The sequence below is a fragment of the Candidatus Aegiribacteria sp. genome, assembly GCA_021108005.1.
Classification (GTDB): domain Bacteria; phylum Fermentibacterota; class Fermentibacteria; order Fermentibacterales; family JCC-6; genus Aegiribacteria.
Window position 1 is genome coordinate 1 of sequence record JAIORS010000185.1, and the last position, 12037, is coordinate 12037.

The 12037-nt window shown below is 46.7% G+C and carries 8 protein-coding genes; 2 read left to right on the top strand and 6 right to left on the bottom strand.

Annotated features, from left to right (window positions below; all coding sequences use genetic code 11):
* Positions 1 to 248: 248 nt before the first annotated feature.
* The 3 genes from K8S15_11730 to K8S15_11740 all read right to left on the bottom strand — a co-directional run bounded on the left by K8S15_11730 (position 249) and on the right by K8S15_11740 (position 3845).
* Positions 249 to 1880, bottom strand: a complete 1632-nt coding sequence (locus tag K8S15_11730) for a hypothetical protein (GenBank protein ID MCD4776704.1) — start codon at positions 1878 to 1880, stop codon at positions 249 to 251.
* Positions 1881 to 2138: 258 nt separating this feature from the next.
* On the bottom strand, positions 2139 to 3674 hold the full coding sequence (locus K8S15_11735) for a hypothetical protein (protein ID MCD4776705.1): 1536 nt from the start codon (positions 3672 to 3674) through the stop codon (positions 2139 to 2141).
* A 9-nt stretch (positions 3675 to 3683) separates the two neighbouring features.
* Positions 3684 to 3845 carry a hypothetical protein gene (locus K8S15_11740; GenBank protein MCD4776706.1) on the bottom strand — a complete coding sequence of 54 codons (162 nt, stop codon included), beginning with the start codon at positions 3843 to 3845 and terminating at the stop codon, positions 3684 to 3686.
* A 306-nt stretch (positions 3846 to 4151) separates the two neighbouring features.
* On the opposite strand from K8S15_11740, the gene K8S15_11745 reads away from it, so the two are divergent.
* The gene (locus tag K8S15_11745; GenBank protein MCD4776707.1) at positions 4152 to 4967 is read left to right on the top strand and encodes a MerR family transcriptional regulator; all 816 of its coding nucleotides are present in this window, start codon (positions 4152 to 4154) and stop codon (positions 4965 to 4967) included.
* Between the two features lie 298 nt (positions 4968 to 5265).
* Here K8S15_11745 and K8S15_11750 read toward each other — a convergent pair whose 3' ends face one another.
* Genes K8S15_11750 through K8S15_11760 form a run of 3 tightly spaced genes read right to left on the bottom strand, consistent with a single transcriptional unit; the run spans position 5266 to position 9798 of the window.
* Positions 5266 to 7758, bottom strand: a complete 2493-nt coding sequence (locus tag K8S15_11750; GenBank protein ID MCD4776708.1) for an MMPL family transporter — start codon at positions 7756 to 7758, stop codon at positions 5266 to 5268.
* A 46-nt stretch (positions 7759 to 7804) separates the two neighbouring features.
* On the bottom strand, positions 7805 to 9013 hold the full coding sequence (locus tag K8S15_11755; protein ID MCD4776709.1) for a hypothetical protein: 1209 nt from the start codon (positions 9011 to 9013) through the stop codon (positions 7805 to 7807).
* Positions 9010 to 9798, bottom strand: a complete 789-nt coding sequence (locus tag K8S15_11760; protein ID MCD4776710.1) for an outer membrane lipoprotein-sorting protein — start codon at positions 9796 to 9798, stop codon at positions 9010 to 9012. Before K8S15_11760 ends, K8S15_11755 begins: the two co-directional genes overlap by 4 nt.
* Before the next feature lie 546 nt (positions 9799 to 10344).
* Between K8S15_11760 and K8S15_11765 the strand changes: the two genes are divergently transcribed.
* Positions 10345 to 12037 (top strand): PQQ-binding-like beta-propeller repeat protein (locus tag K8S15_11765; protein MCD4776711.1); only part of this gene is annotated, 1693 nt, incomplete at its 3' end.

The window sequence follows — 12037 nt, forward strand, 5'->3', positions numbered from 1 at the left end:
GCGGAGGATGTTGCTTCCGAGTTGGAACCCCTTTATGGCGTGGATGCAGGGGTTGCGTAGCCTCCCCCGTTTGAGCGACAGTTATTAGGATGAGACTTCCTGGAGAATTGGCAACAGGAGGTCAGGATGTAGAAGTCCCGATTCACAGAGAAACAGATCGTATCGATACTCATATTGTTAAGCATCGATTCCATTCTGTCAGTTCTGTCATTTCTGTCAGCGGATCGAGAATGAAAATGCTCGGCATATCATTCCCTCGGCGGGTTGAGAGAGTTGATGGCGTTTTCCAGCTCCGCGGCATACACACTGTCACCCCGGGCTTCTGCCATTTGACTCAGGCAACCTAGCCCTTCCTTCAGATTCCCTATATTGATGTATTGAGCGAATTCGCTTTCCAGATAGACATCCCTGCCCTGGGAAGGAATTTCAATGAACCAGTTCCGCATTCCCATCAGTGCGAAAGCTCTGTTAGCCTCCTCTAGTGGTTGCAGACCGTTATCACTATGCATGCAGGCGTTTACAGCAGGGTAAAAGAACTGTACTGCTATTTCAGCGTGGGTTCTATCACTCATTTTTGACATCAGTATGTAGTTCAACCAGTTTTCCGCTTCAGCTATTTTCTCTTCCGCCAGAAGGCTGTCCATTGCGGCATAGGCTATCTCTGCAGCATCGCGGACCTCTTCAGAGATCAGGTGGAACTTCCATTCGTTATCTCTTCTCCAAATGTTGATTGGATAAGAAGAACTCATGGCTCCGTTTGGGTACAATTTCAGTGTTTCGGTTTCCTCCATCCATTGTCCGTAAAGCTTGGCAGTGTTTACATAGCCAGGTGATAACAGTGTATCCAGAGGAAGCCAGCCTTCCGGGTAGGAGAATGCAATGATTACACTGGTGAAGTCATTTGGTTCGGTGGAAAAGGATACAGGAATTACTTCCAGATTTTCAGCACCGGGAGGAAGCAGAGGCTCCGGATAGCCAAGTATCTGGAAACCACCGGCTCTGAAGTCGTTTGAAAGGCGAAAGGGTTCCAGGTCAACTTGAGTCAGATAAGATGTATTTTCGCCTGGCAGGGCCAGAACGCATGGTTCATCATCTGTCTCAAAACTGTTTCCGTTCCATATAGATCTTGCTGCAAAAAGGTATGTTTCAGGAGTGTCTTCAGCTTCTACAGCATTTGTCCTTCCCAGTACGACTGTGTTTACAATGTTATCTACAGAGGTTTCCTCCGGTGTGACAAAACAAGAGGAGGAATAGTACCAGAAGTCATCGAAAGCCCCTGTTGAAACACTGGGTCCGCTGATTATGGTGTTGTCCTCCTTGAGAACTACCATCATTTTGCTGCTGCACCAATCGGATTCTCTTTCTGGAAAATGAAGGATGTAAGCTGCTGATACATTTTCCAAACCGGATTCATTTATCTGAATGAAATAACCACGATCATCGTAGTTCCAGTCTCCGGGAGCAGGTATTGTATTAATATTGAAGGTGGTCGAATCTACAATTCTTCCATTTCTTGTGAGTCTTAAAGTACTTCTTGTGTCTGTCCATTCTTCGGAGTCTGAAAAACCATACATCAGGACAGTCTCACCTGATGAATAAAAATTGTAAGCCAGCGCAAGATCATTGATTAGCACAAACCCAACAGTCTCTGGGTCAGAGAAAGCGGATAGTTTGCACCAGTCAGGATTTGAATCGTTTCGAACAGTACGACCAAACAGGGTCAGCGGGGTTCCGGGGGGTAAAACAACCAGTGTATCAGCATTCTTATCCGGTGCTGATAAGAGAGCAGTTTCCGAGAATGTACATCCATCACAGTTATTATAAATGCCGCCATAAACACTGGCAGCCAGTAGAACCAGTAAAGGCAGGACTTTTACCATTTACACCTCCAATGGTTTACCGATATCTGATGTCCTTAACAGCTTCTTTCGTGAAACGGATTTCATACTTCCTCATCTAATCTTGCTTGAAAGCAGCATCAAAAGAAACAGTCTCTCCGTTCTCAACCTGATCAGATGATCGTTTGATACTCTCTCTGAAGCCAGGAATTGAGAGTAAGTCGAGCGTCTCAATAAGATCAATGAAATCCAGGAAACATCATACATCCAGAGAACGTAATCTTCGAAATGGCTAAAGGTTTAATCGAGCACAATACACTTCACAGTATGATACTCGTTTCGTCCAATACACCTGATATGCATGAAATATACACCTTGCTGAATACCTCTAATACCGGAACTCAGTAAATCCACTGCTGACAGGTCGCTACACTGCACTATCTGTCTTCCACTAAGATCGAAGACAGAAACATCGAACCGTTCACCATATTCCTCCGGAACAGAGTAAAATTGTATTCCGTTATAAGAGGGACAGTGAGTTCGAATTGCGGATACTTCAAAACAGATCTCGGTGGAGGAGTCGGTATCTCTGTGTTCAAACTCGAAAAGCCAATTATGCTTATAATGATTGGGAAAGGTTCCACTATAGTTATTCCTCATTATTCCACAACCGTAACCCGCGAACTCACGTATGTCTGAGCCATCATCAGTAAAATAGAAGTCCTTGGCAATGATTGCATGCAGTTGCACAATTTGGCCGTCATTATCCGGTACAAACTGAAAAGGCACACTGTAATCAAAACCAAGTTGTACAACAGTTTCAATAGTTCCATCATCAAATAAAGATATTTTGTACGCTGCAATACGATTAATATTGGTAATAGTATTAATTTTTCTATAGGAAAGTAGAAGTATCGCAGCGTTACTGTCTGGATAGTATCTTAGAGCAAATGGGTGAAGATTGTCATAACCATTGAACTCTGAGTGCATTATCCTGTCATTAATCGATGCTCCGCTGGAATCCCACGTTACAATGACTATACTTTCACTCTGATCGTTGATATCACTGCCCTTAGCGACAGTTATGATGAAATCCGAGGCTGCTTCATCACAGTAAGCAATTCGAACCAAGTCGGAATGAAATGACAGGGAACTGAATGTCCTTATATTGCTTTCAATTTTTTCATCAGATAGATCAGGCATTCCCATTAGAATAGAATCGAAAATTCCATTATCATTGAAGTCGTAAGTACCAGCACAGTATATTTCATCATCTGCCACTACAAGACGCGCCCATTGCGCAAACTTATCTTCATGAGAGGATTCCAAGCTGAGCCATACCTCATCGTTGTTATCCATGTTCACTGCAATACAGAAAGCTCTGTTTTCCTCATTGATCTGCCCTTGCGAAGTATAACAAGGATCTGAACCTATAACTATATAGGAATCGTGGTTACGGAGTCTCCCCCAATTCCAATAGTCCCGATAATCCCAATCAGCAAGATAACCCAAATCAGATACGTGAGGTATTTTCCATTCTTCAGTGAACCCTATTGTATTTATGTCCACTTGAGTAAATCCCGGTCTCGGAAGATTAGTATTATCCCATTCGAGCTGGGCAATGCATAAATATGACGTTTCGCCATCCTCAGGGTGATTGTGACCAGCAGTTAACACACAATTATCTGTTCCATCATCAACCGGAGTAATCGCGTGAGCTTTTTGGACTGAGTAGTCCAGCGGCCAGGTCCAGGTCTCAAGCAGATTTGAGTTCGAATCCAACGCCCATATGTTAAATTCTTCGTCATCTATCCCGCGCCCCGCGCGGGAATCCATCAGTGGAGCTCAAACCCCTCCTGCTACGATAATATCGTTTTCAACTACAACAAGTTGCTTTGTGTCTGATGCGCTCGAACCTTCTTTTTTCCATACATCAAATGACGTGAAAATAGTTTCCGCTCCTGCCAGAACCGAGATCACGACAGCAAATACAAGTGCGTATTTCACAACTACACCTTCCTCTCAAGTTAGAGATTTCATGCATAATAAATCACTATAATAGTACTATAATGCAGTAAGATTTGAATATCAAATACTAACGAATTTCCTGAGTACGAATATGTAGCTACAAATCCATTAGGATTCAATAGAGACAGCCCGGGAAGATCGTTCCGATGAGAAGATTATACGCTTTCCGGCTAATGGAACGAGTTCCCTTTTGCGATTGATTCCCCCCCTTGACTCTCCATCTACTGGAGGCTGTATACTGTATGCGAAGGCCTTCGTAATGCATTACCAGGAACGGTGAATACAATGATTAGAATCGGACTTTTTTCTAAACTCAGCCAGGTTCCGGTGAAGACGCTACGGTACTACGATGAAATCGGGCTGCTCGAACCGGCTGAAATCGATCGCTTCACCAGCTACCGCTACTACTCGATCTCCCAACTTCCCCGCCTTAACCGCATTTTGGCGTTGAAGGATTTAGGGCTGTCGCTGGATCAGATTGCCCGCTTATTAGCAGAAGAGGTTCCCGTGGAACAACTCCGCGGGATGCTCCGATTGAAGGAGGTGGAAATTCAACAACAAATGCAGCAGGAGCAGGAAAAATTAACTCTGGTAGCCGCTCGGCTGAAACAAATTGAATTGGAGGACAAAATGTCCAAGTACGATGTCGTGATCAAAAAAGTTGAACCCCAACGTATAGCTTCTGTGCGAGACGTGATCCCCGCCTATCCCGAACAAGGCGCTCTCTGGGGAGAGTTGGAAACCATGCTGTCCCAGAACCAGGTCAAATGCACCAGTCCCTGCTTCACGCTTTACCATTCCGATGAGCCCGAGATCGACGCCGAGGTATGCGAACCCATCGCCGAGGATGTCTCGCTGCCCCCCCACGATCGGGTACAGGCCCGCGAACTGCCTGGCGCCGAGGTGGCTGCAGTAATCCACCACGGGGCGTTTACCACAATCAGCGAAGCTTACGAGGCGGTCATAAAGTGGATTGAGACCAATGGATACCAGTTCAACGGGCCATCCCGGGAGATCTATCTGCAACTTCCGGCTGAGATGGGTGATCAGAACGATCCGGATACGGTGACGGAGATTCAGTTCCCTGTGGCGAAAGCCTGATACGACCAACAGCCGACCACCACTCTAAGTATTGGTGGTCGGCTGTCCATGCCGGGAAGACTTCCGAAGTCGCTTATATTCAACCCGGACTTAAGAGAAACAATCTATTATGCTCACAGACAGCAAGATGCGGCGAAAGGGCATTGTATGTATATCCCGTACACCCCTTCGATGGAGCGAAGCAGGTCATATACTACGGGGCGTACAGCCATTCAGCTTCATGCTCTATGTTAAGAGGAACCATGCATGCTCCTCCATAGACGCAAATAACCGCAAGGTGCTAAACCCTCCGGAGTTCCTAAGTGCCGCAAGTGACGTCCGACCCCATTGCATACACCCTTGCCATTTTCAACAGAATCGGTGTCACAGTAAAATCGGCGACAAGTGCGGTTACGATACCGATGCACGCCAGCAGCCCCATGTTGAAGAGGACATTTGCCGGAGAGGTAAAATATGCCGAGAAATTAAATACAAGTACTATCGATGTGGTTAGCAATGCCGGCCCTACAACGAAGAAGGTTCGCCGGATTGAGCGTTCGTAGCTGCCACTTCGTTCGTATTCCAGGTGGCAGTGATTAATGAAGTGGATCGTATCGTCAACAGCAAGTCCCAGCAGCATCGGCATGATTGTGACGGTCATCATGTCCAGTGGAATTTTCAGAAAGCCCATAACGCCCCCAACCGCCAGTGCGGGTGCAATATTCGGAATGATACCGATAAGGCCTGTCTTCACGCTGCCGAACACCAGCATCAGCAGGATAGTTATGAGACCCAGCGCTATCATGAACGATTTGATCTGACCCAGTGCAACGATACCCTGCATGACCGTGTACTTTGCCGCAGTGCCTGATTTTATTACATTGGCATCAGGAAATAGCTCTTCAGCAAGCTGGTCGATACGGTTGAACTCCTCTTGCAGTTCCCGTGCATTGTAATTATCCAGATCTACCTGCAGGTGCAGCCAGCGGCCATCGTAGTCCATCCATTTCTCCGCTTCAGTACCACCGGCGTTTTCGTAAAGGAACATTGTCTGGGCAATGATTTGCGTCTCGATCACATGACGCTCTTCATCGGATCCCTGAAAATTGGTATAGGCTTGTATGTCATCCATGGATGGAATGCTGTAGTACCGTGGGTTACCATCATTGAGCACCTGGTTGAGGTCCTTTACGATGTCAAGGATAGAAAATGTTTTCTTGGTGAGAGGGAAATTACGCACCTCTTCTTCGAGCTGCGCAAAGTTTCGAAGATTTTCCGGATCTCTTGCCCCGTTTGCATCAGGGAACTCAATACCAATTTCGTACGAGTAGAGTGCCCCTATTTCAGTATCACTGATTTCCAGTAATCTACTGACATAGGGTACTCGAGCCCCCATAGAACGACGCACATCAAACGAGACTTCAACTTGTGTAAGACCCCATATACCGGCCAGCATGAAGAAACCAACCCAGAGTAAAATCGCTTTGGGATGAGCCATAACTACGTCATTCAGTCGAACCAGCCAGAATGACATTCGATTTTCTTTTCGCTTGTTCGAAACAGCTTTCCCGGGTTTGCGTTTGCCAAAACTGAACAATGATGGAAGAATCACAATTGTAACCAGAAAAGTGAATCCAACCAGTGCTGCGGACGTCAAACCTATCCAGCGTAGAAGGCGTACTTCTATGAACAGAAAGGACATCAATGCGCCAATGGTTGTCAATGCCGTGAACATGATCGGCCAACCTGATTCCTCAATGGAATACACTGCCGCTTCACGCGGAGTACGCCCTTCACGCAGACCCTTTTTGTAGAAGGTTACAATGTGAATGGAATACCCAACAGCTACGGCAAAACCAAGCAGCATCGGCATTGTGATTATACTTGGGTCTATCTTTACACCCATGTAACCCTGCAAACCGAATACAACAACCATTGCGCTCACACCGCAAACCACAGGAAAGATAACACCGCGCACTGAACGCAGAGAGATAGTAAGAACCAGTACGGACAGCAGAAGAGCAAGAAGCATGATTCTTGGCAGTTCTCCGTTAAACCAGACGCGCTTTTCGTAATTAATCATCGGCATGCCTGAAGTTAGAGGATGCAAATGAGCGTACTTCTCCTGTCCAACGATTTCTGCAAATACATGACCAATCAATATCTCCGGTGGCTGCGGTTTCTCACTGTCGAAATCAGCAAAATACTGAGGATACTCCTCAGAGAGAGCCTGCGCATAGGCAAGGTATTCGGGGTCGTTGGCCCAATCGTCCGGGAAAGGCTGCAGACGAAGAATGATCCATGTTTGGCTGCAGTCATGTGAGAGCAATTTCCCGACTATGGAGGGTTTGGCCAGTGCCTGCGACCGCAGATTTTCCAACTCCTCGCTTTCGGCAGGTATGGAATCGGGGATAAGGTTGATGATCTCGATACCGCCTTCGACGCCCAGGCTGTACTCCAGGTTCGTAAGCGAAAGCACTTCGTCAGCCAGTGGAGTGAAACGTTCAACCTCATCGCTGAGTTCTCGAATACTCCGCAGTACTTCCGGCTCGAAAACATCATCCACTTTCACAAGTACAGCTGCGTAGTCGCTATTGCCAAAAATATCTTCGAAGGTTTCAGAAACATGCATCATTTCGCTGTTTTCAAGGAACCAGTTGTCATTCGACGTATCAAGTTTCAATCGTGATAGTCCCTTTGCTGCAACGAAAAGCACCAATGCGAAGAGTATAAGGTTCAACCAGCGCAGTTTTACAATGACTTTCCCGACACGAAAAAAGAATTTGTTAATGGTTCCAATATGTATGCCCATTGTATCCTCCATTAATGTACAGCGTTCTATGTTTGTGCGGAAGAAGTCAGAAACTGTACTTTATTTTGAACCATACTTGTGTGTTGTCTTCGTAGTCGCCGAACCCGCTGCCTTCCGGTCCAGCGAAAATATCCCCACCTGCTATGGCATGCAGGGCATCAGAGAGGGCGTAGTCGACCAGTATCTGATCGTAAATATCCCCGTCATTGATTCCGTAGTAGAACATGTTGGCAATCTCCAGAGTCTGTCGCATGAACATGCGGGAAAGAAACAGTGTTCCCTGCAACGCATGCTCGTCCCGAGCCATCGTAGCACTGTGATCCATAACCCAGTCGTCAGCCAGTTGCGAGGAAACTGTCCAATCATTTCCCGGATACCAGTCAAGACCTGCCAGCCCTTTACAGAAATTTCGTTCTACAGTTCGGTCACCGGTCTGATTGTCGGTGAAGTGTTTACCTTGAAAGAACGCCAATTCTCCCCTTAGAACAAACTCACCCAGCGGTTTGCTTGCTTCAGCACCGTAATACCCCAATCGATGGTACTGTGGTTGCCAGTGGATATCGTCGTTAACAAGATACCTGTGCAATACAGGGGTATCATCCCATGTGTAAAAGGCTGACAGCGCAATATCGATTCCTGATGTGAACAGTGAAACTTTTCCGGCGATTTCACTGTTTGCCAGTGTGCGTTCCGGCAGGACAGATGCGTCGAGAACTTCATTTTCAGACATGTGAGCCTCGACTGCCCAGGGGCTGTCGCCCGATGCGAAAACAGCCGGCTCAAACACAGGCAGCCAGATAACTTCAATACTGCCCCAAATAGGTAGATATCGTAGTTGAAAGGCATCTACAGGCATACGGATATCATCAGAATCGCGGGTGATGAATTCGGTGTAATCTCCAGGACAGAGGATATCAGTGACAGGTATGCCGTCGGCTTTACCCCAGCAGAAAATTTGGCGTCCTGCTCTAACATCCCAGTTCACACCGGCATACTCGTAGTAGGCTTCCCGTAATTCCACCGTTGTTTTTTCTTCCAGAACGTGGTTTTTCTCTGCGTTCAGAGAAACGAACATATAACTGCAGCCCGCCTGAGCGGAACAATTGGCGCGCAAGCGGGTGCGCATTGCGTTCCAGTTACCGTCATCAAGGCGTGTGGCCACATAGGTGTCCGCAAAGCCCCCAAAACGCAGGTCCGACCCTGTGCATGGTTGCAGCGCAAAGCAAGACAGCAGGAATGGAAGGAGCGATTTCATTCTACTCTTCCCCGCTCGATGGCCGTAACGGTAAAGATATTGTCGTCCAGATCCTGGTTATAGGAAACATTGCTTAAAGTGAGACGAGTCTGGTGCTCTTCCCGAAGGTTGTCCATGAACATACTGTGAGCAGTCCAGATACCATCCACCTGACGGATATTGCCAACGGTCAGTACCTTCATCAGGCCCATCGAGTCGTAGTACTCAGCCCTGATGACCATATAGTTGTCCTGTCGTACCCAGATCAGACGGTTTTTGTATTGTTCGTCTTGATTCAAAGGAACCGATTCAACAACCCAGCATGTTTGACCCTCAAGGGTTTCTTCCCTGAGAAGAGTGTGGGTGTCTTCATCCACATTTCGATCACCCATATCATCATAGGTAAAATCCGAACCCATGAAATAATCGTCGTTTGACGCCCCGCTGATCCGGCGCACCATGCGAAGTGCGGGCAAATATAGCCAGCGATCATCATCGCACTGCTCGTCTTCATACTCCCAGGAAAGGTAACCCGTTCCGGCAACATCGGCTGGAGAAAGGAAAACAATTACTTGTTTACTGTCATCACCATATTCCTTGCCGTAGCTGCGCATTTCCCGAACACGTGTGGCTCCTCTATGATTGATTAGTGTCATTTCGAGTTCGGACTGGCGATCGTCTCCGTCATCGCGTTCGTCAACAAGGGACATTATGGCATATCCTGTAAGTTGGAGTTCTTCCGCTTCCAGGCGCGAAATGGTTCCGAGTAGTAACGTAATTGCAACGATGAACAATTGGTATTTCATGGTGTACTCCTCTACTTCGTATTGTTGAAAGCCGTTCACTGATGTTCAAAGAAACAACTGCCGCAGTTGCTTCGCGAATTCGTCAAATACACATCCCTTTTCCCCTTGATAGCCATAGCGCGTAAAGGTCCTTCAAGACTTGAACTCAACTCTGTGCTTCCTCCTGATTTAGATTAATCTTATTATTTTAGTCTTATCTAAATTTACAACAATCTTCACTTCTGTCAAGTACCTTTTCTTTTATCCCATCAAGGGGTGTGAATGGCCTTTATCCGATCAAAAGCGTTTTTACACCCGCTACAGCTCCTCGATTGCTTATTCTTCGGGATTCCAATAGGTTGCTATGAGCAGGAAGAACGGGAAGATAGTCTTTCGACAAGAATGCAGAAGGCCCCCGCTGCTTCAAGCAACAGGTACATCAGCAGGCCGTTGGGGAGGTTTCAACGAGTATCAAGTGTATCAACGCGGACTGGCAAAGCTACACCGCTTTGCACCAAGGGTTATGCCATCCTGTTATGCCAGAGGTTCTAAAGAACGGAGGATATGATGCCAATCGGAATTTTTATCACAGCAATTCTTTTCTCCACCATAAACCTCACGATCACTGAACCAGTTGACGGAGAGATCTATAACGGTGACTGGCTTTCAATTAGAGCAATTGTGGAGAATGAGAACGAGCCACCTGATTCAGTTCATTATACACTCAATGGAGAACCAGTTATTCAGATTTCGAGATTGAACACCGACTGGCCAACCTACATGCAGAATTATCAAAATCACGGCTATTCTGAATCGCCTGCACCAACGGATAACACAATACTCTGGACAGCACCTGTTACAGGCTATGCGCACGAGTTCCCTACTCCGGTTGTTGTTAATGGAATGGTTTACTACACTTCAGATAGCCTTGGATCTGGAACGGCTGATTCTCTGTACGCTTTGGATGCAGCCACAGGGGAGTTAGTATGGAAATACGATACCGGCCATGCGGATGATGCGGTAACTGTGATGAACGGTCGCGTCTATTCCCCGTCTGATTCTCTATTCTGTTTTGATGCAGAAACGGGTGTGCGAATATGGGCAAACGGAATAGCAGATCACTCAGGAAGCACTCCTATTGTAGTTAATGATAGAGTTTTCTGCGCAAGTAACACATTCGGACCAACTGTAAGTTGCCTGGATGCCTCAAACGGGAATGTAATCTGGTCTCAATCACTCCCAAGCACCATGACGAGTTGCATGGCACTATGGAATGGTATGCTTTTTGTTCCAACATTTCACATTGATGCAGCTCTCTACGCTCTTGATACTGACGATGGCTCTATTATATGGCAGAACGATGATGCGTATATTGGGTTTTGGGATTCATCGCCAGTTGTTGTTGATGGAATGATCTACATCAATGGCATCAGTGGACACACTCTTGCCATAAATGCCATCAATGGAAACACGGAGTGGGATGTTGATCTCTCTCCTGGTAATGCGGATGCAACATCCGCTTACTTCGATGGTCGGCTTTTCTTTGCCCATAATGGACCACCCGGGCCTTACTACTGTCTCGATGCAACCGATGGAAGCACTCTCTGGACTGCTCCATACAACCAGCACGGATCATCCGGTATTGCTGATGGGCTGGTGTTCTTCGGTGAATATCACCCAGTTGCTGACAGCGCAAGTGTTATTGCTCTTGATTGTGAAACAGGAAATTTGGTTTGGTCATATCAAACAGGTGGCGAATGGTTTGCAGGCAGCCCTTCTATAACTGATGGTGTTGTTTATATGCCAGCTCATGACGGGTTGCTGTATGCCTTTGGAACCGGTTTGAAGTACACATATCTTGATGAGCTTTATGCCCGGGTGGGTTCAAATGAGCTTATTGCGACTTCCTTCGATATCGGGGTAGCTGTCGCAACAGATACCGTCAACTTCACAGTCACTCAAACCGGTATCACCCCGGGATCTTCCAGCAGGTTTACTCTTCGTGCCGATCCGAATCCATTCTACTCCACCGCATCGATCTCCTTCGAGCTTTCAGAGTCTGCGTTTATTTCAATTGACGTTTACGACCTTTCAGGAAGGATAGTTACTACACTTGAGAATTCGGTCCTTCCCGCAGGAGAGCATTTCATGCAGTGGAACGGCATAAATCAGAATGGGGAACCTGTTTCAGCAGGTCTATATTTATGCAGAATTCAATCCGGTGGGATTTCTGAAACCACTGGTCTGTGTCTGTTGAGAT

Excerpts from the sequence above, each read along its gene's own strand:
- K8S15_11730 (MCD4776704.1), bottom strand. The coding sequence starts at position 1,880 with ATGGTAAAAGTCCTGCCTTTACTGGTTCTACTGGCTGCCAGTGTTTAT.
- K8S15_11735 (MCD4776705.1), bottom strand. The coding sequence starts at position 3,674 with ATGGATTCCCGCGCGGGGCGCGGGATAGATGACGAAGAATTTAACATA.
- K8S15_11745 (MCD4776707.1), top strand. The coding sequence starts at position 4,152 with ATGATTAGAATCGGACTTTTTTCTAAACTCAGCCAGGTTCCGGTGAAG.
- K8S15_11750 (MCD4776708.1), bottom strand. The coding sequence starts at position 7,758 with ATGGGCATACATATTGGAACCATTAACAAATTCTTTTTTCGTGTCGGG.
- K8S15_11755 (MCD4776709.1), bottom strand. The coding sequence starts at position 9,013 with ATGAAATCGCTCCTTCCATTCCTGCTGTCTTGCTTTGCGCTGCAACCA.
- K8S15_11760 (MCD4776710.1), bottom strand. The coding sequence starts at position 9,798 with ATGAAATACCAATTGTTCATCGTTGCAATTACGTTACTACTCGGAACC.